Raw genomic sequence first — 23,196 nt, 5'->3', positions numbered from 1 at the left:
TTTGGGATCATGGCCTGCTCAACTTCGAAAGAGCGTCCCAAACAGGATCCGAAGGTCGAGCCAGAACGATGCCGTGCTGAGATAGGCGGCATCCGTTTTGGCCAAAAGCTCGGGGTTCGACATGTCGATGCCCCTGATCTGGGCGAGACCCGTTATGCCCGGAAGTGCCGCCAAGACCCCCAGCCGCCTGCGACACTCGATCAATTCCGTTTGCGTCGGCAGACAGGGACGCGGCCCGACCAAGCTCATTTCGCCCTTCAAAACGTTCCAGAACTGGGGCAACTCGTCGAGTTTGAACTTCCGCAAGACCTTGCCAACCGAGGTGACGGAATTCGTAGGCGCCTCGTGCGTGGGCAATGACGGCGTTCCGACATACATCGTCCGCAATTTGTGACAGCGAAAAAGCAGGCCGTCGCGGCCGACCCGCGTCTGCGAAAAAATGGCCGGACCGGGTGATGATGCCCGAACGGCAAGGAAGGCGAGCACCAGAACAGGCGATGTGACCATCAGCAGCAGAGCCGCGCCGGCAAGATCGAAGATTTGTTTGGTTGCCTTCATGAACAGCCGATAGCGCTCCCTGCCAAAGCCCCGAGACAACGCCGCAGACGAAGCCCGTTAGTACGGTCGACGTAGCATGAGGTCATCTCCTGGCCAAGCACACCATGCCGCGGATCGATGCTCAGATGCGACCCAGGATGAATGCGAGATAGAGCCCCAGGGTGCCGGCAAGGGTCTGCCGATAGACACCGCTTTTGCGCAAGCCGTCCAAACGCTGGAAAAGATTGCCCTGCCGCCCTTTTGTGAACAGGTCGACGCAAGCCGCTGCATCCTCGGTCAGCAGGTCTCGGTTGACGGCAAGTCCGTCAAGATTGCGATCCGTCCAGCCCGCAAAGTCGCCCTTGAACAGACGGCCAAGCCGGGAAACCCTCGCCCTCCACGACACGTTGGCGCCAACCAGGTTTGCCGCATGCTGCCGGTAGCGCACCAGCGGCCGCGGATCGTAGCGGACGATGCCGCCAGCGGCGGTCACGATGAGATAGGCCCACCAGTCGTGGCTGACGAACCCGGTCCGCGCGGAGGCCCTGGCCAGCAGGTCGCGGGCCGCGGCGTTGAGCAGGATCGTGTTGCCGCCGGCGATGCTTTGCACAAGCGCGTTGCGAAAGGATGGCGACCGGCGAAACAGCGGCGAATGGCCGACAAGGCTTCCGGATTCGGTCATGGTCGCGGTTCGCGAGCAAAACATCAGCGGGGTTTTTGCGTCATGGGCCCGCATCCAGCTGACAGCGCTCTCCAGCCTGTCGGGCTCCCAGATATCGTCCTGGTCGCAGAAGGCATAGCAGTCCGCGTCGATGCGCCGGTCAAGGATCATCGACCGGAAATTGGGAGCGAAGCCTTGCCGCGGCCCCTCCACCAGGGTCACTCGACCCTTGGGCCAGCGGGATTTCCACGTCTCGATGATGGCAATCGTGTCATCGACGGAGCCATCGTCGGAGATCCACAGGTCGATCAGAGGGTGCGACTGCGCGAGCAGGGATTGCAGTTGCTCATCGATGAAGGCGGCGCCGTCTTTCGTGCCCATCAGGACTGCGATGCGCGGATCTTCTTTGCTCACGAGCTTCAAACACCCTGCAAATGCCTGGAATGGCTAGAGCGGTTCATCGTTTTACGCAAACGCAGAACCGCTCAGTTTTCTTGTTTCGACGCAATTCCGGACGGAAAACCGTTTCACACGTTCCCTGGAATTGCTCTGGGTTTGTCCAATCCACGATCAAGATCGCTTTCTGGATTGGGTTAGGTCGCTTGCCGGGCCGTTTTCGGGATCACGTCCTGATGATGAATGCTCCCCCTGGCCTTCTTGGCCTGGTCAAGGCCTGCCAGCACGGCCAGCGCAGCATCCTTGTCCTGGTTCTTCACCGACTGCTGTAGCGCTGTCAGCGCGGCCTGGACATCCGACCATTCCACGACATCCGTGCTCAGGCCAAAGATCTTCGAAATGCCGAGTTCGACGAGTTCCTCATCCTCGCCATGCAGAATTTCGTGGAGTTTCTCGCCCGGCCTTATGCCGGTGAACCGGATCGGGATCTCCGTGTAGGGGCTCTTTCCGGACAGGCGGATCATTGTTTCGGCCACTTCAAGGATCGGCACCGGCTTGCCCATGTCGAGCATGTAGACGGCATAATCGTCCCCGCTCTGCCGCGATGCGGCATCGGCGGCCGACATGATGACGAGATCGACGGCTTCGGCCACTGTCATGAAATAGCGTGTCATGCGCCGGTCCGTGATGGTGACCGGCCCTCCGGCCTCGATCTGCGCCTGGAATATGGTCGCCACCGAACCGTTGCTGCCAAAGACATTGCCGAAGCGAACGGCCACGAACTTGGTGACCGATCGACGCGCGCCCGGCTCGCTCGCGGGGGGGCCATGCAAGGCGCTGATGATCTGTTCGGCAGCCCGCTTTGTCACGCCAAGCACCGATGAGGGATCCACTGCCTTGTCGCTCGATATCAGGACAAACTGGGCAACCCCGCATTTGGCGGCGACTTCGGCACAGACAAGCGTGCCGAAGACATTGGTCTGGATGGCCGAATCCCAGTTTTCCTCGAGCAGCGGAACGTGCTTGAGCGCCGCGGCGTGAAAGACGATGTCCGGTCTGAATTCCGTGACGACACGCGTTATCTGGCGCCGATCCGCGACATCGACGATGCGGACCTTGAGACGGTCGTGGTCCTTCTCGGCAATGTACTGGCTCAACTGGAAGATGCCGAACTCGGAGTTGTCGGCGACGAGCACCGCCTCCGCCCCCAGCTCCAACGACCGTTTGACCAACGTTCGGCCAATCGACCCGGCACCGCCCGTCACCAGAACGCGCTTGCCGCCAACAAAGGCCCCGATACGCTCGACATCGGAAGGCACTGTCGGGCGTCGTAGGATCGTTTCCATCTCGACCGCGTCGAGAACCAGTTTTCCATGCTGTTCCAGTTCCGAAAGACCGGAGAACTGCACCACACTTATGTCGCCATGCCGGGCGACGCGGACGAGTTCCGAATACTCCTCGATCTCGTGCTCGGCGCCGCTGCCGAAAATCAGCAAGTCCAGGCTTTCGGTGCCGGTCGCATAGTCTTCCAGCACGTCGATCAGCCGCGGCCGGGTCGCCACCACGGGAACACCTTGAATCCGCGTGCCCAATTGTACGGCGCGCTCGGTCGCCATGATCCCGGCGATGGAATAGTCCGCCGGCTCCGCCGTGCGCGTGAAGCGAATGATCAGGTCGGCTTCGCCGAGTCGGCCAACGAATAACGCCTGCTTGGCCTGCGTCTTGCCGGTCTTGGTGCTCAGAATGCCCCAGCTCGCGCCGTCACGCAGGAAGCGGTAGAACAGGCGGGGCGCCGATATGATCGTGAAGGAGACGAGGAAGAAGACGATGAACTGACGCTCGTTGAGCCCCTGCACAGGCTGGAAAGAACGAGCCAGCATCGACGTGGCGTACAGAGCCAACGTCAAAATCGCGCAGCTCTTCAGGATATTGAAAAAGTCGGGCGTCGAAGCGAAGCGCCAAACGGTCTTGTAGAGACCACAATATCTAAACAGGAGATGGCTGATGACGACAATGCCCCCCCAGGTTCCCAAACCCTGGTTGGAGAGCGGATCGAACGAAAGATTCGACCGCGAAAGCACAAGGCTGAGCGCCACGGCGACCAGGACCATGACCACGTCCTGGACCATGATGAAGGCGCGCCGCATTTCCGGCCTGAGTCCGAATACAGCTTCTAGGTAAGAATTCATGGACTGCACTAGACTCCAGGCTCACGGACATGAGCATCACCAAGGTGCGAGCACGAATATGCTTCGTGGCCGATCGCTCTTTCAAAGTGCTATCCCTGGCCCCTGCCCTGTTGTATCGCATACTGCGGGCTCGAAGTCATAGCTAGATGTTTTTTCAAGAGAGCGCGAGGGCGAGCGATCGGACCCGACGCCCAACTCGCGACATTAAAACGCAGTGCGTTGCCATAAGCACGTCGCAATGGCTATTAAGAGCTCCGTGGTGGTTCGTCACGGGCCTTGAAGCGATGAAGCGCCGGAAAAACCAAGCGCTGGAAAAAAGCAGATTGCGATACTCCCAACGATGATTGCGGCACTAAACGGCGCTTTTGACGATATCTCCAAGGCCGTGCGGTTGCACCGGGTCTGGGTCGCGCTCGCCCATGAGGACATCGGCGACCAGCACAGGCGCACGACCCTGGGTCCGCTTTGGATGCTGGTCAATTATTTTGCTTTCGTCGGCACATTTGTTTTCGTTTTCGTGACCAAGGACGCCAGCGACCCAAGCTACATAGCCTATGTCGCCATCGGCATGCTGGTTTGGTTCTATCTCACCGAAACCATCACAATGAGCGTGTCACTCTTCCAGCGCGAAGCGAGCTTCATTCAAGGCACGACGCTGCCGCTGTTCGTGTATGTGATGCGATTGACGATGCAATGCATCATCCGGGCTGGTTATTCGTTGGCGGGTTGCGTTCTTATTCTGCTGCTGGCCGGTTACGGGATCAACACAAACTGGCTGCTGTCGTTGCTGGGTCTATTGCTCATCGTCGCGGCAACTCCTGCGCTTGTCACGGTCTTTGCGTTCTTGGGCGCCTTCTTTCCCGATAGTGAGTTCATCGTCGGGAACCTGATGCGGGTGGGCATGTTCCTGACGCCGGTCTTCTGGGTCTACAGCGGGCAAGAGGGCGTTCAAAAATATGCCTATCATTGGAACCCGTTCACCTACTTCCTGGAGGGCGTGCGCGAGCCGATCACGGCGGGCATCTTTCCAACGCATGCGTTGACGGTGACAGGCTACGTTTGTCTCGGCGTCTGGGCCCTTGCGTTGCTGCTGCTGGGCCTTTATCGCAAGCGCATCGTTTTCCTGATCTGAGTTCCATGACCTCCATCAAACTGAACAATGTCAGCCTCGTATATCGCCTGTTCGAAAAGTTGACGCTTTCGGCGCCTGGCCGGCGTCGGAGCGCTCTCGGTGGCAACATATCGAAGTCGGGCACCAAGCAGGTCGTGCAGGCGCTCGACGATGTCAGTTTCGAACTCAAGGCGGGCGACCGGCTGGGGCTCGTCGGCCCGAATGGCGCCGGCAAGACCACGCTGCTCAAGGTTCTCTACGGAATCTACCAGCCATCGGGCGGCACGATATCGATCGCGGGCAAAGTCGATGCCTTGTTCAACATCAGCATAGGGTTTCGTCCCGAGGCCACCGGGCGCAGAAACATCGTGCTGAGGGGACTGATCAGCGGTTGGACGCTGGCCGAAATCGAAGAGAAGATGGAAGAAATCATCGATTTCAGCGAGCTGGGCGATTTCATCGACCTGCCGTTCAAGGCTTACAGCCAGGGCATGGCGGCACGGCTGGCATTTGCAGCAGCGACCGCACTTGAACCTGAAATTCTGCTGATGGATGAATGGATTGGCGCCGGCGACGCGTCATTCCAGGAAAAAGCCAAACGACGCATGGACGAATTGGCGGAGAAGGCCGGCATCATCGTGCTGGCCAGCCACGACGAGTCGCTCATCCAGCGCGTTTGCACGAAGAAAATGACGCTTCGAGCTGGCCGGGTAGAGTCGCTGATTTAAAAGCGCCTCGCGATTGATAGGGCCTCCTATCCTTGGGTGCCGAAACCTCAGATGGGACGCCTGAGCGAATTCGCCTTAAACGCCGTTCATTCAGGTCGCCTGGAGCCTTCCCCGAGCGAAGGGGGGTGAGCTTAGCTTGTCGCGCCACGACCAAGCGTGATTATCCTGCGCAGACCGCGGTAGATCGGCCTGAGGATCCTGAACGCTGTTGGCGATGTGGTCACGATCGATCTCTTGATCGAGAAGAGGAGGCCACGAAAGGACCTTGCCACTCCCAAGTTTCCGAATTCCGCCGGCGCTCCGTCCGCTAACAATGCCTGCAATTTGGCTTCCAACATGACGTAGTTGTGAGCGGCATTCCTCGCGGTCACCACGTGCCGGAAGGTGTATCCGGCGTCGATCGCGACATAGGCAATGATCCGCTCTACGGCATGGACCAAACTCCCATCCCGATAATCCATATTGGCGAAGTCGTCCCAGGCCCACTTATGTTCGAAAAGCTTCCTTAGAGCGGCAGGACGAAACCAGTACATCCCACCGTAAGGCGCCACTGGCGAATTGGCATCCAGATGCACGATCAGATCCAGCCGTTTGGCTATCTTTTGGACGTTGTCCTTGTTGCCAAACCATGAGTTTCCAATGGTCGGGTACCCGATATGAATCATTGGCGGCATGACAAGACCAAGCGCAGGGTTGTTGGCAAAAAGCTCGAGCAAATTCGAGACATACCCAGGCGTATGAAGAAGGTTTTCAAGGGTGTGAAGCTTGAACAGTTCCCCCTTTGCGCCGTCTTGGGAAGATTGCTTGGAATGTATCCGGCAGATCAGGTCGTAACGGTCCTCGAGCACGTAATCGCGGCACCCGATGAGGAGAGCGGAGGTATCCCTGCCGTCGTTCTCGACAACCAAAACGACGGCATTTCCGACGTTCGGCGCCTTTGCGATTGCTTGCTGGATCAATGCCTGCTTGTTTGCATTGTCGGTCGTGATGATCAGGTCGTAGCCCTTCGGCACGTTTTCGCTGTAGCCTAGAATCTCGTCGATCATGTCGACGTGATATACGTGCGCGAGAACCGCTATCCGATAATCGTCCCAATTCCTTTGCGGACCGACCTGTACATCAGGCAGGACGGAGAGCAACGCGGCGTTGCCATTTAGCGTACGAGGCGGGCCGAGGCGGCCGACGCTCCTCCACACCAGCGACAGATCATAATCTGATTGGTTCTCTACGATCTCCAGCGCGCGCGGCAGGTTGATGGCCTCGCGCTCTAGGAACAGCGTGTCATGAAAAAACAGCCGCTTCTTCAGGATCGGGCTGCGATCCTCCAGCGTTTTGTCCGGCTCCATCAGAACTGGATATGACGTCTTGTATCGTGCGGGATCGAGCAAAACCGAACAGGTGTAGCCCAGGGCCTGGAAATGCCCTGTGAACACCGTCTCATGCTTCGCGATTGAATCCATGTAGGAGTTTATGGCCCCCATCTGGGTCCAATAATCCCGAAACGCCTTTGACTGATGCAAGGACCGCCGTACCGCGATGAAATGGGAGTTGAGATGGAAGGGCAGCTCCGCTTTTCTGACGTCGATCGGATTGGGCCTCATCGCCCCGTGAGCGGAGATCCCCCAGAAATCACACTGACGTTGGTCCATCTCCGAGAACATTTCCGAGAAGGGGAAAATCGGCCCGTAGAAGGTGTGGTTGAAAAGCAAGATCTCGTCGAAGTGCGAAAGTTCGTCCCACCCGATATGCTCGAGTGCAGTGCGATAGGCCCAGACATCGAACCCTTTGTTCTCCCTGATCAGGAAGCTGTCGGCGGCCTCGGAAAGGCGAGATTCGGCCTCTTCGTCCACCGGACCGTTGCAAACCACCAAAACCTTCTCAACAAAAGGTTTGATCGATGCAATCAGGTGAAAATAATACTCATCTATCTTGCCGTGTTGGTCGTAGTAAAATGCGATAGCCAGACGCCTCATCGACGTATCTCTCTTTGGTGCATATAGCACTTGAAATTGGAGCGCCCCGATACCGGATCGAAAGAGGCGTTGGCCGCATCCTGCCACCCAGGCGTCATCGTGAGATGATGTCTCCGGGTCGTCTCGTCGAAGTCCGTGATATGGGCGCTATCCTGCAGAGGACATCAGGTGCACGCATTAGACCATTCGATGCCGATAAAAAAGGCCAAAGGAACGCGATCCTGTTCGGCGCCGACATGCGGCTTGCCAAATCCCTCACAGTGGCCTTGCCGAAGGTGACCAGAGTTACCGCCAAAGAAGCCTTTGGAATGAACAAGCGGCCTACACCCTTGAAGACTCAGCGAGAACCGGCTCCCCCGTTGCAAGCGCGCCGACGTTTTTGCGGCCGGCGACCCGAGACGAAAAGCGCTTGCCCCATTTGTTGACTGGATCCTCAACGAAATAATTGAGCAGGAAGGCAGACGGGATCACCAAGGCCAAAGTCATCGTCAGACTGAGTATGAAAGCAATCGTTGGACTCTCGACCATCCCCTGGATCGACCTCATGGTCGGAATGAGCACGACGATAAAAATGCTGTGAAGCAGATAGACGGAGTAACTGATTCTCCCCAGCCATGCCGAAACAGGATTGACGATCACAGCAACGGGGAAAAGGCCGAGCCCGACTACCAACGCACCAAACATCACCCCTTCCCAATAATACTTGTCGAATATCGCGACCTTATTTGCGGTGACTGCAAAAAACATCACAGGCACAAACGTCAGAAGAGCCAACCCTATCTGCTTCCTTTCCGGACGCTTTTCCAATATCGGCAACAAATAGAAAGCGATAAGGCCGAACGTAAAAATCGGGGCCCGATAAAGAATTGAATATAGGTAGTAATTGAATGGATCAGCAACAAATAAATTTACATTCATAAAGAAAAGGGTCGCTATGCATATAGAAACAAAAAATACAGAAACCGACAGAATTACACCTTTAGAAAATCGATACAACAAGGGGAATATCATGTAAAATACCATCTCCACTCCAACCGTCCAACCAGCCGGAACAATGGACGTCTGGTAACCTGGAACCAGATTAAACAGAAATGTCATATTCAATAGGATCGATTTGCCATCGATCTTTACGCCGCTGAAATTGTGAATGCACATGACCAGGATAATCAAGTAAAATAGAGGAGCAATCCTGAAAAACCGGCGAAGCGCGAACCCCAGAATCGGGCGAACTTCCCGATCATGAACCGGCATACTGAGGCAGAGTGAAAACGCACTCACCACGAAAAACAGCTCCACTCCCATGGTGCCGTTTACGACAAACAGATCGAGAAACGGTGCAACTTGAAGACGCGGAGATGGGAGCATCGCTACGTGCACAACGACGACCCAAATGGCTGCCAGCCCACGCAAGGCGTCCAAGAAGGGCACCCGATTTGGAGCTGCGTTGTACCTGCCTGCCAATTTAGGACCTCACGGAGATTTTAGCAGCACCCCTACTTGGAACAAGGCGGCTACGCAACCTGTCGGCTTTGCGAGGGCATCGGCAAAGGCGCTACGTCAAGGCCGGCGCCACCGTCGACACTAGGAGGACTATGACTATCGGCGGACAGCATACCATTGGCAGCGGTCAAATCTGTTCCGGCGGTACATCCGATCAGCTTTCGGCCCCGGCCGTCGCTCTAAGACTGCGCGAAATTCAAAATGTGCGGCGTGGCATTGACTTGCTGCATGTCCAGCCCAATGAGGTCGAGATTGGCAAGTTCCTCTATTCCGGATCGGAACATCGGGGCGGTGAATTGCCTAGCGTGCGCATCAATGTAGGCTGCAGGAAAAGCGCCACCCTTTTCCGCTACAGAAGTACGCCGAGAATTGGCTTCAGGATCGCCCTTATGCCGCGATAGATCGGTCTGAGTATTCTGAACAAGATAGGCGATCTGAACTTCAGAGAGCTCTTGATGGCGAAATTGAGTCTAGCCAGAGCGTGTTTCACTGACGTCTGCGGCCCTGACATCAGCGCCGTCTGCGTCGCTGGCGTCATTGGAATCTGCATCGTTGACGCCCCCAAGGGATACCCGGCGTTCTTCCACTCAGACAACAGATGAGCATGCCACGGGAAGTCGTGGAGTGGCAGCATGCCGACAAGCCTTTGCATCTTGAACTCCAGCATGGAGTAGTTGTGCGCCACCTGATGCGCGCACATAATGTGCTGCGTGGTAAATCCGGCATCCTGGGCAGAGTAGGAGATCAGCCGCTCCAGCACGTGAGCCAAGCCTCCGTCAATATGATCGGGCTCGGCATTGAACTCTTCCCATTTCCATCTGTGTTCGAACATTTTGCGCAGCGCGCGCGGCCGGAACCAGAACATGGTGCCATAGGCTGCCACCGGAGTGGTGTCATCGAACTTGACGTCGATGTTCAACAGGCGCGCCGTTTCCTCGGCCCTCGGCTTGTTGACAAACCACGAGTGCCCCATGGTCGGGTACGAGATATGAAAGATCGGCGGAATGGCGACGCCGACTGAAGGATTGTCGTGAAACATGTCCAAAACATTCTGCACGTAACCCCGGGTATTCAGCAGATTGTCGAGCATGTGCCGCTTGAACAGATTGCCTCTTGACGACTGAACTTGAGGCGATTTTTTTGTATGCAAACGACAGACGAGGTCGTAGCGATCGTCGATGAACAGATCTCGGAACGAAATGAAAAGCGACGACATGTCACGACCGCGGTTCTGTTCGACAACGCGGACGATGGCCTTCTTCACGCCAGGGCGCTTTGCCAAGGCGGCTTCGATCTCGGCCTTCTTTTCCGACGTATTCGTGGTGGCTATGAAGTCATAGGGAACCGGAATGTTCTCGGTCAGCGCCAGCAACTCGTCGAGCAACTCGGTGTAGTAAATATGCGCGCAGACGGCCACCTTGCCGTAGTCGGCAGCAGCGTCGTCATCCTTGATCCGCTTATCCGGCAGGACGCTCATCAGCGCCGCGTTGCTGTTGAGGTTCCTCAATTCCGAAACGCGCAGAACATTGCGCCAAATCAAATTAACGTCGTAGTCGGACGTCTCTTTAAGTATCCGCAAAGCGCGCGGCAGATCGACGGCATTGTGCTCCAGAAAAGTCGGATCGTGAAAAAACGTTCGCCGCTTTAGCAGGGGGAAGCGGTTGATGATTGTTTCGTCGACGTTAATGAACGCCGGATAGTGCGAGCCATACTGATCCGGATCAACATATGCTTCTGCGGAATAGCCAAGGTCTGTAAAATGCTTGGTAAACTGCGACTCATGAAGCAGAACAGCATCGGTGTAGGTCTTTATCTCCGGCAGGTTCTCCCAATATCTTTTGAAGGCGCGCGACTTCAGCATCTCGTTGCGAATTGCAATGAAGTTTGCCGTGAGATGACGGGGTAGATGGCCTGTCCCGGTAAATGGGTTTGGCGTCATTTCTCGATGGGCAGAAGCGCCCCAGAAATCGCTATTCCGCCCTTCCATTTCCGAGAACATTTCTGAAAAGGGGAAAAGAGGTCCGTAGCAAGTATCGTTCAGCAGGATAAGTTCGTCATACTTGGAAAGCTCATCAAAGCCGATGGCTTCGATTCCGGCCTTGTATCCACCGACATCAAATCCCTCGTTCTTACGAATCAGGAGCTGATCACATACTTTTGCCACCGCAACTTCGGAATGTTTTGAAAGATTGCCGTTGGAAACAACGACAATTCTTTCAACCAATTCTCTCAGCTTTGTCAGTAAAAATATGACATAGTCGTCCGCGATGCCGCGCTCATTATACAGAGAAAACACAGCAACACGACGCAATACAGAGCTCATTCGTCGTCCCCTCGAGAAATCCAGATTTTCCAAACCAGCAGAGCCCAAATTTTAGCCGAGCTGTGCATCTATCCATTCGGAAAGTTGGTCGATCCCCTCGCCCACACTTTTCAAAGGTCGCCATTCCAGTTCGCGGATCGTCCTGTCGATGTTGGCGACAGCGCACCGCACGTCGCCGTTGCGGAACATGCCGTTGACGTGCGGCTCCGGCGCCCCATACCGCTTTGCGATGATCCTCGCCAGATCGAGAACCGTGGTCTTGTAGCCAGTGCCGACATCGTAGGCGAAGGATTGCGACAGATTTGTTCTCGTGGCCTTGTCAATCGCCGAGGCGACATCGTCAATGAAGACGAAATCCCTTCCGATATCCCCGTCTTCGTAGATCGGGATGCTCTTGCCTTCCTTGGCCATCCTGATGAACAACGACACAATTCCCGTGTAGCTGTTCGTCAAGGACTGGCCAGGACCGTATACGTTCTGAAGGCGGAGCACGTTGACGGTTGTTCCGAACGAAAGAGCCCAAGCTCGCAATATCTGTTCCTGGGTTAGTTTGGTGGCTCCGTAGATGCTGGTTGGATTCGGTATCGTTTTTTGCGCGTCCATCGGCAGCGGTTCGAGCCCGGGAAAATCCCACTCCGCGCGTTCAAGCTGCTGCTTCGATCTCTGACCCGGATAGGTTACCTCTCCTGGATTTCTGGACCGCCATGCCCCTTCTCCGTAGACGGCGCGGCTCGAAGCCAGGACAAAGCGCTCGGGAACATGCGATACCGTGGCGAAGGCATCCAACATGCGGGTTGTGCCAAGGACATTTGCTATGGCGTGGCGAGAGGCCTCTGTGAGCGACTGTCCCGTGCCCGTTTCAGCCGCCAGATGCACCACAACGTCAGGTCGGGTGGTCTCCAATGCCTGCGCCCAGGTGGAAGCCTCCGTCACATCGGCAACCATGAGCTCAACGCGAGGATCAAGTTCGGCGGGACGCTTCCGCTCAGCGTGAATCTGCGGATGCAAGCTGTCGATGACAATTACGCGATCGAAGCGATCTGCCAATTTGGTGGACAACGCGCATCCAATGAATCCGGCTCCACCGGTAACCATACATGTCTTGGACATTCAAGCAGCATTCCGTGTTCCATTAACCAGGCTGTTCGTTATCAGCGTCAACCTCATTTGAACAGGTATAGAGCACCTCTCCGGTGGAATTGGATTTGAGGTGTCGCATTCGGGCAGCCACGCGCAATGCCACGGGCTAATCTGGTTCTGCGGTCCATTTTCGATAGCCAAACTCGCCAGCCGACAACAGAACATCGCCCAGAAGGGTGATAATTCGATGCGTAACCGCAACGGCGGTGGCCGCAGCCGCGGGAATGCCGATCGATGAAAGGCCCGCGATGAAAACCGCTTCCCTCACACCCAAACCGCCGGGAGCCCCAGGCACAACAAAACCAAGCAACCAGCCGGCGGCTGAGACCCCGATCACCATCTGCCACTCGATCGTGGGTCCGTACAGCACATGGACAAGGAGGACGACGATCAAGCCATTGGCAAGGAAAAACAGGCCGTAGCAGGCGACGCTGATCGCAGCCATCGAAAATGCGAGGTGTTTTCGGCTCTGCTTGAAATATCGGCCCGCAACGAGGGGGGCCAGCATAAGGGCCGCCAGTCCGGCGCCGATATAGACTGCTGATGCCAGATAGCGGCTTATTCCGTAGTCCTCACCGATCTTGAGCAGGAAGGAGAAGGAGAAAAGCAGGGCCACGCTTCCGGAAGCGAGGACCATCAAAATGATCTCCATCACCTGCGCGTAAGAAAGCGCATCCTTTGCAGCACCATATCGGGCCGCCAGGACAAAGCGTCCGACGAGATGGATGACGTTGGTCGGCAGATATTTGTAGACTTGGGTCCGCGCGAAAACGCGCATTGCACGGACCGCGGAGATTGCCCTTTCTCCGACCGAAACCAACAGGGTGAACCAGGCAAAGCCCACCAGCTGCAGAGCGAGCGCATAAAGAAGCGCACAGGACACGACCACGACAACAAAACGAGGACGCTGCAGCATCTCGGCGAGCTGATCGGCGTATCCGTAGACGGAGCGTATGACAAAATACATTGCCGCAATGGCAATGACGGCACCGCCGGCACGAATGATCCTAGAGTTCGGCACGAGCGCCGATCGGCTTCACAGGCAGCCTGCCGTCCGAACGTGCAATTTCGGCGACAATGCCCGGGTCGCGATTGCCACGGGTCGCAACAATCAACTCGGCGACCATGCCAAACAGCGTGAACTGCACCCCGACGATCATCAGGAGCGTCGAGACAAGCAGCAACGGACGGCCGCCAATGGCTTCACCGCCAAACCACCGCGCACAGAGAAACAGGAAAATCAGGAAGCCGATCGAGAAGACGGCCACACCCAGGCCACCGAAAAGATGGCCGGGGCGCGAATTGAACTTCGTGATGGTCACGACCGTGAGCAGGTCCAGGAAGCCCTTCAGCAGGCGACCAACCCCATATTTGGATTTTCCAAATCGGCGCGGGTGGTGCTGGACGACGATCTCACTGACCTTGAAACCAGTCGCATAGGCCAAGGCTGGAACGAAGCGATGAAGCTCGCCATAGAGGCGAATGTTGTCAAAGACCTCGGAGCGGTAGGCTTTGAAGCCGCAGTTGAAATCGTGCAGGCTGACGCCGGTGACCTTGGCCGTCACTCGATTGAACAGCTTTGAAGGCAGCGTCTTGCCGAGCGGATCGTGGCGCACCTGCTTCCATCCGGAAACGACATCGGAGCCCTCTCGGATTTCGTCCAGAAAACGTGAAATTTCCTTCGGGTCGTCCTGCAGGTCTCCATCCATCGTGACGATGATATTGCCAGACGCATTGGAGATCCCTGCCTGGAGCGCGGCCGCCTTGCCGAAATTCCTCCGAAGCCGAACGCCCTTTACATGGGGGTAAGCCTTGGTGGCGGCCAGAATCTCCTTCCAGGTATTGTCCCGGCTGCCGTCGTCAACAAAGATGACCTCCTCGAGCGAGGCGGCATCGATCTGCTCAAAGGCGGCCTCGATCTGGGCAATCAAAGCCTGAACAGTGTCCTGCTCGTCCTTTACAGGTACCAGTATCGAGACTGTCTGCACGTCAGGCCCTCTGCGTCAAAATGGAGGTCTGGCTGGGGAATGGCAATGCGGGTGCCAGCCCCCGTGTCACGCGCTCCTGAAGGCCGCAAGAATTGATGGCCTGGCGATATTCGGGCCTGTTGCTGTTGTCGAACAGAATCATACCGCCCGGAGACAGGCGGCGAACCGATTTCGCCAAGCAGGAAACCCTGGCCCGGCCGTCGATCACAATGAGGTCGAAGGTGCCGTCGACTCGGTCAATCGATGACACGTATTGATCGAAAGAGCATTGCGTATATCCCTTTCGATTGGACCTGGCCTTGCTGGAAGCAGAGGCAGCTACCGGCTCCACAACCCGCACGGCGATGTTGGGATAGGCGCCAAAAATGCCACCCATGGTTTGCGCGAACGGAGCGTCATGCTCGACGGAATCGACAGAGCCGCTTCGTTTCGCCAACCAAACTGTGCTGGCGCCGGCACCAAATTCATAAACGCGAGCCTTGTGATTGCGCGAGGCCAGAAAACTGTTCACGGCATCAATCGCGGAGAATGTCCACCACGGCATGTCGAGCCGAACCAGGTCAGCGCTGTCGTATATGCCGAACAGACTTCTGATCCAGAGGGCAAAGCGGTTGTTCGACCGCTCCAACGCCGCAAGCAATCCGCAGCGCTCAGCTGCTTTCCGGGCGAATCTGACGACGCTTACATAGGTATTTTTCAAAACTGAAATCCAACCCCAGGTGCCTGCAATCTCGTCCACCCGGACGGCGTAAGCAAAACTGCATATATCGATCGAGAAGCAGGGCTAGCCGGCACACGTCGAAGATCTATGTAACCACTCCAGCCATAGTCGTCACGCCCTCGCCCGAGGAACTTCGCCACGTCCGGCCGATGCGCTCCTCCCAATCCCAACCCCACGACCGTTCCCGTGCCATCAACGAAGGCAATACAGCGGTAGGTGGTAAGAATATCGCTGCCCAGCAGTGGGGGCCACTTGTTCGAGGTGTCCGCGACCCAACCGGAGACGCGTCCCCACTGCGGATCTTCTATTTTGGACACGGCATCAATGTAGCCCGTCAAGCTGTTCGGCTGGGTGGGGATTGCCAGCCCGGCGCCGAGCGAGGGGCAGCCGAAGTCCCTCCCGTTGAACGGGACGTGATTGAATTTCTTCAGATTGTCTTCGACATTGTAGTAATCGACCCCAGCCAACGTAACGTATCGCATCAAGTCCGGGTCTTTGACGCCGAGCGACAATGCCAATGTTGCGAGATCTTTTCCTTCAGCCCTGACAAGAGCGTCATTCAGCCTCGGCATGCCGTTGACGACGATCAGTGCGGCTACCGCCGCGAATATGGCGATCGACAGACGACGCTTGAAATCAACTTGCCACACCAGACACGAAACAGCTCCAAACAGTCCGACCCAAAAAAGCGCCGGAAGGGTTGCGTATCTGCTGGCTAAGGCCGCCGCGTCCCCTCCCATGTTCGATCGACCAATAGCGGCCAGCACGCCCGACATGACGGCATAGGCCATGATCGCAATCCAGAAGGCTGATCGGTACCTGTTTTCGCCAGGCCGCAAAAGGCAAACCCCAACGATCAGAGCGGCTGCTGCGATTCCGATTGCGCCCAGCGGAATTGCGGCTGCTTCGGTTGTTACGATGCCGCCACCAATGAATGTCAGGCAGAACAGCGTGATCCCAATTGGATCGAAACTGCGTGCGGCGTGATAATCGGGGACTTTCTGATTCATCGCGACAAAAATCACGAGGGCCAAGCCCGCCGCGAAAATCAAGATGCCGAGCCGCCGTGTTTTGGCAGTGCAGAATCCTTGGATGCCGATCACACACAATGCGGTCAGGCCCGTGCTGTAAAATTGCGTGGCAAAAACGGCCAACGCGATCGCAGCGACATAACCTATCGGCATGTCTTTTTCGGTCGACTGCCAAAAAGCCAATACAGCCAGCACGGTGAAGAGATTTGCGCCGATCCAGGCTACTCCACTCATGCCAACGAAGAAATTGTGTGCGGCAAGCGGACTGAATACAAATATCGATACGGCTATCCCGACGACAAATGCTTCAAACCAGGATCGCGCAAAGAGCGACAATGCGCCCGAAAAAACCAACGCTATGAGAAGGGAGAACGCGACAACAGTGACCGACAGGCCGATATTGTCCCCTTGGGTAAGGTGAAAATTCAGCAGATAAAACAGTTTTGCGCCGGCAATAATATGCTCGTTTGCCGTTACATACAGGTCCCTCAGCGTCGGTACCCCATCCAGCGATCCGACCATTGAAGGGAGAATGCCCCAATAGTCGTTATCCGGAACACCTCTGGCCTGCACCGTCAGGAGGAGCGCAACCATGAACACCGCGATCGGACCAACAAACGCAATCGCGAAAGCGGGGGTTGAACGGCTGACAGAGAGGGTGCGAACGGTGGCCGACATTAGTCCTGCGTTTGCTGCGTATTGCCTTGCGTTGGCGTAGGTGGCACCTCGCACACACCGCCAGACTGCGCAACAAAAATTCGACGACTTGGCAAGCGGACCGCCGGATAGGTCCGGTGTGCGTCTCAAACGCCACAAGTTGGCGCGACTGGAACGATCAGCCGTCGCATGAATGAGAAAGCATATCCGGTGGCTTGATGTTGCCCCTGTTCTGAAGAAACGGATTTCCGATGGAGAGGCCAAGAGCAGAGCCGGCCTCTCTCAAATTGAATTTCGCTTTCAACGAAAAACTGCGGCGATCCTTTTCAGCAACCGCGTGACAATCGCGGAGAGCGCTCGCAGGGGGCTGGTTATTCGCCAGCTCGTTGAGTTCTTGAACTCTTGAACGACCCGTTCACTTTGCTCCATTCTTTCCTGGAGCACTTGCGCATGTGCGATCTCGTTGTCGCGCGCGGTCTGCAGCGCACTAACAGTCGCGTGCGCGGCTGAAATCTCTTCAGCCCTCTCGACGAGATCCGACTCCATTCGTGCGATCTGGGCGTGACCGCTCTGGAGCTGCTCGCGTATCTCGGCTACCTCGCGGGTGAGTTCCTCTATCCGCGCCCCGCGACTCGTCACCAACGCCCTGTTGGTCTCGATTTCCTCTTCCATGGTCGTCGACGCTAGAGACCATGGATTTCTGGCTTGATCGAATGCTTTGCTTGTGGTCCCGCCAAGAGAAATCATTTCCCTTTCGGCGAGCGCGATCCGGCCTTGCACATTGCGAGTCCCAAGAACATTTTCCGGACTTGGTCGCTTGGTCACAATGCAGAGCGAGTTCAAAAACTCGACGGAATGAATGGAGGCCAGCGAAGCTTCCCCAAATACGGTCTTATACCTGTCAGAGAACGTGGCTAAGGCATCCGCCCGAAAGCGGGGAAGTCCCCAATGCTCATGGTTGACCACATCGAGCAGGCGCTTGAAGAACGACATCGACGAAAGCGGATCATAGAGACCGCCTTCGAATTCCTGCCAGTAACTGCAATGCAAATCTTCCGCTATGAAAACCCCGCCATCAGAAAGATGAGGGAAATAACGGGCGAAAGAGCGCACTATGTCTGATGATGTATGCGATCCGTCATCGATTATGATGTCGAATGTCGCGGATTTCGCAACAATTTTTCTTTCTATCTCATCTGTATTGGCATCACCGATGACCAAAGCAATCTTCCGATCGTCAAAAACCAGACCACTGCAGGCCGTGTCGATATCGCAGCCAAGAATGAGTTCCGAATTCGGGAAATATCGCGGCCAGATTTCGAGAGAACCACCGTTTTGGACGCCAATTTCCAGGAGTCGAACCGGCTTATTCCGATAGTCCTGAAAAACGCGGTCATATGCATCCAGATAGCTGGACCATTTGTCCGACACTTTGCCGCTATGGGCATTGTACAGGTCGTGAAGCGAAGGGGCGTGCGCATTGACCGGCATGGCATGCGCCTCGGTCCGAACAATCGCCGGGACGTCACCGACCGCCTCGGGACCGACTGCCTCCGGGCCGACCGCGTCTAAGTCGACCGCCTGTGAGCCGGCCTCTGCATCGCGCATGTCTTTCGGCGATAGGTCCTTCTTCATGCCTCAAGCCCATCCCGTCTTTCAGACCAGGACACGACGCGCCACCGCTTCAGTCGATAGCCGCCAGTCCGGCGCATTCCATCCAAAGACGGAGGCGAATTTCGCGCTCGATAACCGGGAATTGGCGGGGCGTCGCGCCTTGGTCGGGTAGTCCATCGTAGCAATGTCCCGTACTCGCGCCCAAGGGCCACCAGACACTCGGCTTGTGTCCAGGATATGGCGGGCAAAGCCGCTCCAGTTGGCCTCGCCAGTGCCAGCCAGATGATAGACACCGAACGCAGCGAAGCTCTTGTTGCCATGCAGCGTCGCCGCTGCATGCAGGACTGCGTCGGCGATATCGAGCGCGGAGGTGGGATTTCCCCACTGATCGGCTACCACCGAGATCTCATCGCGGTCGGCGGCAAGCCGCAACATGGTCTTGACGAAATTCTTGCCGAACGGGCTATAGACCCATGCCGTACGCAGGATCAGATGGCATGGATTGGCGGCTGCCACCGCCTGTTCGCCTGCGAGCTTGGAGGCACCGTAGACGCTGCGCGGTGCGGTTGCGTCGGTTTCGACATAGGCACCGGACGCGCTGCCATCAAAGACATAGTCGGTCGAAAGATGGATGACGGGAACGCCAAGCTGCGCTGCGGCTTCGGCCACCTTGCCGGCGCCGACAGCGTTCACCGCAAATGCCAGATCGGGCTCATCCTCGGCCTGGTCCACGGCGGTGTATGCGGCAGCCGACACGACGATATCCGGCTTCGCGGCCGCGATGGCGTTGATGACGGTGTCGGGCTTTGCCAGGTCGAGCTCCGGACGGCCAATGGCGATGACTTCCACGCCGGCGTGCCTCTGGCCGGCCTCAAGAAGGCTTAACGCGACCTGGCCTTCGCGCCCGGTGACAACGAGCCTCACGCGGCCCCCTTGCGCGCTTCGCCCAATCTCTCACCGGCATAGCGCTCTTCGCGGATCGGCCCCCACCACCATTTGTTTTCGAGAAACCAGTCCACGGTTCTCGCCAAGCCACTGTCGAAATTCTCCTTCGGCGCCCAGCCAAGCTCGCGACCGATCTTGGAGGCGTCAATGGCATAGCGGCGGTCATGGCCCGGACGATCGGTGACGAAAGAGATCAGATCGCGATAGCTCTTGCCGCCGGCCCGAGGACGCCTGATGTCGAGCAGATCGCAGATCGTCTCGACGACGCCCAGGTTGGTGCGCTCCGAATTGCCGCCGACATTGTAGCTCTCGCCTGGCGTGCCCTTGGTGGCAACCAGCTCCAGCGCGCGCGCATGGTCCTCGACGTACAGCCAGTCGCGCACATTGGCGCCGGCGCCATAGACCGGCAGCGTTTTTTCGTCGAGCGCATTCAGGATGACCAACGGGATCAGCTTCTCGGGAAAGTGGTAGGGTCCGTAATTATTCGAACAATTGGAAAGCACGACCGGCAGGCCATAGGTTTCGTGCCACGCCCGCACCAGATGGTCCGACGCCGCCTTCGAAGCGGAATAGGGCGAAGACGGCGCGTAAGGCGTTTCCTCGACGAACAGGCCGCCGTCGAAAGGAAGATCGCCGAACACTTCGTCGGTCGAGACATGATGGAAGCGGAAGCGGCTTTTCCTGTCGTCAGGAAGGCCGCGCCAATATTCCAGGGTAGCATTCAGCACCTTATAGGTGCCGACGATGTTGGTCTCGATGAAGGCCCCAGGTCCGTCGATCGATCGGTCGACATGGCTTTCGGCAGCAAGGTTCATGACGATGTCGATTTCGTCCCGATGCAGAAGGTCGAGCACCGCCCTCTCGTCACAGATATCGGCATGAGCGAAGCGGTAATTGTGGGCATTCTCGATCGGCCGCAGCGAGGCCAGATTGCCGGCGTAGGTAAGCTTGTCGAGATTGGTCACGCGATAGGCCGGGTTGGCGCACAGATGCCGGCACACCGCCGAACCGATGAAGCCGGCACCGCCTGTCACTAGAAAATTCATGCTGCTGTCCTCATGCAACCCATCAGGCGAACACTTCGGCGGCGGCCAACACCGGCGCCTTGAGGTCCTTGTCCGAAAGCTGGAATCCGCCAGCCAATGACGGCCATTCGATGCCGATGGCAGGATCGTCGAAACGGATCGAGCGGTCGTGCTCGGGTGAATAGGTGTCAGTCACCTTGTACAAGACTTCGGTGTCCGGCACGAGCGTCACGAAGCCATGCGCAAAGCCCTTCGGCACCAGAATCTGGTTGCCCTTTTCGGCCGTAATTTCGAGCGCAACCCATTTTCCGAAGGTTGGCGAACTGCGGCGAATGTCGACCGCCACGTCCAGCAGCGCACCCCGCACGACACGCAGCAGCTTGTCCTGGGCTCGCGGCGCAAGCTGGTAGTGCAGCCCGCGCAGAACGCCTGCCGCGGCGGAATAGGAGTGATTGTCCTGTACGAAACTCAAGCCTATGCCGGCCTGCGAAAAGCGCTCGGCATGATAGGTTTCGACAAAGAAACCACGCGCATCGCCATGTCGTTTCGGAATGATTTCCAGCACGCCTTCGATGCCAAGGGACCTGACCTCCAGCATTTACTCCTCCAACCGCTCGACAACGCGCCGGCGCAGATAGGCGGCATACTCGTTTTTTCCCAGGCGGGTGGCGCGCTGGAGGACATCGTCCGCCGTCAGCCAGCCCTGTTCGAAGGCGATTTCCTCCGGGCAGGCAACCTTTATGCCCTGCCGATGTTCGATCGTGCGCACGAACGAAGACGCTTCGTGCAAGCTGTCATGGGTGCCGGTGTCGAGCCAGGCATAACCGCGCCCCAATCGATGCACATGCAACTGGCCACGCTCGAGATAGACATTGTTGACCGCCGTGATCTCAAGTTCGCCACGCGCCGAAGGCCGGATCGCCGGGGCAATGTCAACGACATCGTTGTCATAGAAATAGAGGCCGGTGACGGCCCAGTTGGATTTCGGGTTCTCTGGCTTTTCTTCGATCGTCAGGGCGGTTCCGGTGACCTTGTCGAAGGAAACGACACCATAACGCTGGGGATCTTCGACATGATAGGCGAACACGGAAGCCCCCGTCTCGCGCGATGCCGCTGCACGGCAGAGCTGCGACAGGCCTTCGCCGAAATAGATGTTGTCGCCGAGGATCATCGACACGCTGTCCTTGCCGATGAAATTCCGGCCGATGATGAAGGCTTCCGCAAGTCCGTTGGGTTGCGGTTGCTCGGCGTAGGACAAATCAAGCCCAAACTCCGATCCGTCGCCAAGCAACTCGCGGAAAACCGGCAGATCACGCGGCGTTGAAATGATCAGAATCTCGCGGATACCCGCGAGCATCAAAACGCTCAGCGGATAATAGATCATCGGCTTGTCGTATATCGGGAGGATTTGCTTGGAGACTGCCAACGTTAGCGGATAGAGCCGCGTTCCGCTGCCTCCAGCAAGGATAATTCCTTTCAAGAAGTTCTCCTTGACATGCCTAAACCCCCAGCCCTGACGTAAACCGCGCTCGTGCTTAGGTTCCACGCAATGGCTTGTCAATCTCGGCGATCGACAAACAGCCGGACCAATGGCGCGCCAAACGCGCCCCCAGCTAGGTCAGCCCAAAATACGCCTGGTACCAGTCCACAAACCGCCCTACCCCATCGGCAACCGTCGTCACCGGGCGGTAGCCGACCGCCTGCTCCAGCGCCGATGTGTCGGCATAGGTATCGGGCACATCGCCGGCCTGCAGCGGCAGCAGTTCGATGGTGGCTTTCCTGCCAAGTGCGTTTTCCAGTGCCTCGACATAGGCGGTGAGCTTCACCGGTTTGCTGTTGCCGATGTTGAAGATGCGCCAGGGGGCGCTGCTGGTGGCCGGATCCGGATGGCTGGAGTCCCAGGCAGCGTTGCCGACAGCCGGGCTATCGCTGGCCCGGACGACGCCTTCGGCGATGTCATCGACATAGGTGAAGTCGCGCGTGTGGTTGCCGTTGTTGAACAGCTTGATCGGCTCGCCGGCAAGAATGCTTCTGGTGAATAGGAAAAGCGCCATGTCCGGACGCCCCCAGGGACCGTACACCGTAAAGAAGCGAAGCCCGGTCGTCGGCAACCCGAACAAATGGCTGTAGCTATGCGCCATCAGCTCATTGGCGCGCTTGGTCGCGGCGTAGAACTGCAGCGGATGATCGGCCGGCCGATGCTCGGAAAACGGCATGTCAGTGTTGGCGCCGTAGACACTCGAGGTGCTGGCATAGGTCAAATGCGCAACGGCACTGCTGCGGCAGGCCTCGAGCATATTGGTGTAGGCGATGATGTTGCTTTCGACATAGGCGTGCGGGTTTTCCAGGCTGTAGCGAACCCCGGCCTGGGCGGCGAGATGGATCACCCGGTCAAACGCGTGGTCGGCAAAGCAGCCATCGACCACGCCTTTGTCGGCGAGATTGCCGCGGATGAAATGATAGCCCGCATTGGTCTTGCGGCTGGCTTCCTCCAGCAGCCGCAGCCTCGCCTCCTTGATCTGCGGATCATAGTAGCTGTTGACGCTGTCGATGCCGACAACCTCGTCGCCGCGCTCCAGCAGGCGCTTCGATACGTGATAGCCGATAAAGCCGGCGGCGCCGGTGACCAGGACCTTCATCAGAAGCGCCCGTCCAGT

19 protein-coding genes are annotated in these 23,196 nt (G+C 57.3%); 2 read left to right on the top strand and 17 right to left on the bottom strand.

All coding sequences use genetic code 11. The features are described from left to right. Nucleotides 1-18 precede the first annotated feature (18 nt). From AC0ZT5_RS02450 to AC0ZT5_RS02440, 3 genes are all read right to left on the bottom strand, one after another. Complete coding sequence (locus AC0ZT5_RS02450; protein ID WP_488495115.1) at nt 19-558, bottom strand: sugar transferase; 540 nt, start codon at nt 556-558, stop codon at nt 19-21. 121 nt (nt 559-679) lie between these two features. Continuing rightward, complete coding sequence (locus tag AC0ZT5_RS02445; RefSeq protein WP_488495114.1) at nt 680-1,612, bottom strand: glycosyltransferase family 2 protein; 933 nt, start codon at nt 1,610-1,612, stop codon at nt 680-682. A 179-nt stretch (nt 1,613-1,791) separates the two neighbouring features. Beyond that, a complete protein-coding gene (locus AC0ZT5_RS02440) occupies nt 1,792-3,783 on the bottom strand; it encodes an SDR family NAD(P)-dependent oxidoreductase (RefSeq protein ID WP_488495113.1) in 1,992 nt (663 codons plus the stop codon). Between the two features lie 340 nt (nt 3,784-4,123). Between AC0ZT5_RS02440 and AC0ZT5_RS02435 the strand changes: the two genes are divergently transcribed. Both AC0ZT5_RS02435 and AC0ZT5_RS02430 read left to right on the top strand, forming a co-directional pair. After that, the gene (locus AC0ZT5_RS02435) at nt 4,124-4,915 is read left to right on the top strand and encodes an ABC transporter permease (protein WP_488495112.1); all 792 of its coding nucleotides are present in this window, start codon (nt 4,124-4,126) and stop codon (nt 4,913-4,915) included. Nucleotides 4,916-5,049: 134 nt separating this feature from the next. Next, nucleotides 5,050-5,622 carry an ABC transporter ATP-binding protein gene (locus tag AC0ZT5_RS02430; RefSeq protein WP_488495111.1) on the top strand — a complete coding sequence of 191 codons (573 nt, stop codon included), beginning with the start codon at nt 5,050-5,052 and terminating at the stop codon, nt 5,620-5,622. Nucleotides 5,623-5,753: 131 nt separating this feature from the next. Here AC0ZT5_RS02430 and AC0ZT5_RS02425 read toward each other — a convergent pair whose 3' ends face one another. From AC0ZT5_RS02425 to AC0ZT5_RS02360, 14 genes are all read right to left on the bottom strand, one after another. Next, nucleotides 5,754-7,595, bottom strand: coding sequence for a rhamnan synthesis F family protein (locus AC0ZT5_RS02425; protein WP_488495110.1), 1,842 nt, complete (start codon nt 7,593-7,595; stop codon nt 5,754-5,756). Between the two features lie 321 nt (nt 7,596-7,916). Beyond that, nucleotides 7,917-9,014, bottom strand: a complete 1,098-nt coding sequence (locus AC0ZT5_RS02420; protein WP_488495109.1) for an acyltransferase family protein — start codon at nt 9,012-9,014, stop codon at nt 7,917-7,919. A gap of 430 nt (nt 9,015-9,444) precedes the next feature. Next, complete coding sequence (locus AC0ZT5_RS02415) at nt 9,445-11,418, bottom strand: rhamnan synthesis F family protein (RefSeq protein WP_488495108.1); 1,974 nt, start codon at nt 11,416-11,418, stop codon at nt 9,445-9,447. A 51-nt stretch (nt 11,419-11,469) separates the two neighbouring features. Beyond that, complete coding sequence (locus AC0ZT5_RS02410; protein ID WP_488495276.1) at nt 11,470-12,513, bottom strand: NAD-dependent epimerase/dehydratase family protein; 1,044 nt, start codon at nt 12,511-12,513, stop codon at nt 11,470-11,472. Between the two features lie 151 nt (nt 12,514-12,664). Further along, complete coding sequence (locus tag AC0ZT5_RS02405; protein WP_488495107.1) at nt 12,665-13,579, bottom strand: lysylphosphatidylglycerol synthase domain-containing protein; 915 nt, start codon at nt 13,577-13,579, stop codon at nt 12,665-12,667. Next, nucleotides 13,566-14,546: a glycosyltransferase family 2 protein gene (locus tag AC0ZT5_RS02400; protein ID WP_488495106.1), complete on the bottom strand. Its 981-nt coding sequence runs from the start codon at nt 14,544-14,546 to the stop codon at nt 13,566-13,568. The genes AC0ZT5_RS02405 and AC0ZT5_RS02400 overlap by 14 nt, the downstream gene beginning before the upstream one ends. A 1-nt stretch (nt 14,547) precedes the next feature. Further along, the gene (locus AC0ZT5_RS02395) at nt 14,548-15,246 is read right to left on the bottom strand and encodes a class I SAM-dependent methyltransferase (protein WP_488495105.1); all 699 of its coding nucleotides are present in this window, start codon (nt 15,244-15,246) and stop codon (nt 14,548-14,550) included. After that, nucleotides 15,243-16,976 (bottom strand): hypothetical protein, encoded by a 1,734-nt coding sequence (locus tag AC0ZT5_RS02390; RefSeq protein WP_488495104.1) that lies wholly within the window; start codon nt 16,974-16,976, stop codon nt 15,243-15,245. The genes AC0ZT5_RS02395 and AC0ZT5_RS02390 overlap by 4 nt, the downstream gene beginning before the upstream one ends. Before the next feature lie 279 nt (nt 16,977-17,255). Then, a complete protein-coding gene (locus tag AC0ZT5_RS02385) occupies nt 17,256-18,590 on the bottom strand; it encodes a class I SAM-dependent methyltransferase (RefSeq protein WP_488495103.1) in 1,335 nt (444 codons plus the stop codon). A gap of 21 nt (nt 18,591-18,611) precedes the next feature. Next, on the bottom strand, nt 18,612-19,493 hold the full coding sequence (gene rfbD, locus AC0ZT5_RS02380; protein WP_488495102.1) for a dTDP-4-dehydrorhamnose reductase: 882 nt from the start codon (nt 19,491-19,493) through the stop codon (nt 18,612-18,614). Then, nucleotides 19,490-20,560 carry a dTDP-glucose 4,6-dehydratase gene (gene rfbB, locus AC0ZT5_RS02375; RefSeq protein ID WP_488495101.1) on the bottom strand — a complete coding sequence of 357 codons (1,071 nt, stop codon included), beginning with the start codon at nt 20,558-20,560 and terminating at the stop codon, nt 19,490-19,492. The genes rfbD and rfbB overlap by 4 nt, the downstream gene beginning before the upstream one ends. Nucleotides 20,561-20,582: 22 nt before the next feature. After that, nucleotides 20,583-21,137 carry a dTDP-4-dehydrorhamnose 3,5-epimerase gene (gene rfbC, locus AC0ZT5_RS02370; RefSeq protein WP_477283590.1) on the bottom strand — a complete coding sequence of 185 codons (555 nt, stop codon included), beginning with the start codon at nt 21,135-21,137 and terminating at the stop codon, nt 20,583-20,585. After that, the gene (gene rfbA, locus AC0ZT5_RS02365) at nt 21,138-22,019 is read right to left on the bottom strand and encodes a glucose-1-phosphate thymidylyltransferase RfbA (RefSeq protein ID WP_477283592.1); all 882 of its coding nucleotides are present in this window, start codon (nt 22,017-22,019) and stop codon (nt 21,138-21,140) included. Between the two features lie 133 nt (nt 22,020-22,152). Beyond that, nucleotides 22,153-23,178, bottom strand: coding sequence for an NAD-dependent epimerase (locus AC0ZT5_RS02360; protein ID WP_488495100.1), 1,026 nt, complete (start codon nt 23,176-23,178; stop codon nt 22,153-22,155). Nucleotides 23,179-23,196 lie beyond the last annotated feature (18 nt).

Source organism: Mesorhizobium sp. CNPSo 4670 (assembly GCF_057784235.1).
Note: the sequence above shows the minus strand (reverse complement) of the source record. Positions and strands in the feature narration are given on the sequence as shown.

Coding starts and splice junctions, on each gene's coding strand:
- AC0ZT5_RS02450 (WP_488495115.1), bottom strand. CDS start 558: ATGAAGGCAACCAAACAAATCTTCGATCTTGCCGGCGCGGCTCTGCTG.
- AC0ZT5_RS02440 (WP_488495113.1), bottom strand. CDS start 3,783: ATGAATTCTTACCTAGAAGCTGTATTCGGACTCAGGCCGGAAATGCGG.
- AC0ZT5_RS02435 (WP_488495112.1), top strand. CDS start 4,124: ATGATTGCGGCACTAAACGGCGCTTTTGACGATATCTCCAAGGCCGTG.
- AC0ZT5_RS02425 (WP_488495110.1), bottom strand. CDS start 7,595: ATGAGGCGTCTGGCTATCGCATTTTACTACGACCAACACGGCAAGATA.
- AC0ZT5_RS02415 (WP_488495108.1), bottom strand. CDS start 11,418: ATGAGCTCTGTATTGCGTCGTGTTGCTGTGTTTTCTCTGTATAATGAG.
- AC0ZT5_RS02410 (WP_488495276.1), bottom strand. CDS start 12,513: ATGGTTACCGGTGGAGCCGGATTCATTGGATGCGCGTTGTCCACCAAA.
- AC0ZT5_RS02390 (WP_488495104.1), bottom strand. CDS start 16,976: ATGTCGGCCACCGTTCGCACCCTCTCTGTCAGCCGTTCAACCCCCGCT.
- AC0ZT5_RS02385 (WP_488495103.1), bottom strand. CDS start 18,590: ATGAAGAAGGACCTATCGCCGAAAGACATGCGCGATGCAGAGGCCGGC.
- rfbB (WP_488495101.1), bottom strand. CDS start 20,560: ATGAATTTTCTAGTGACAGGCGGTGCCGGCTTCATCGGTTCGGCGGTG.
- rfbC (WP_477283590.1), bottom strand. CDS start 21,137: ATGCTGGAGGTCAGGTCCCTTGGCATCGAAGGCGTGCTGGAAATCATT.
- AC0ZT5_RS02360 (WP_488495100.1), bottom strand. CDS start 23,178: ATGAAGGTCCTGGTCACCGGCGCCGCCGGCTTTATCGGCTATCACGTA.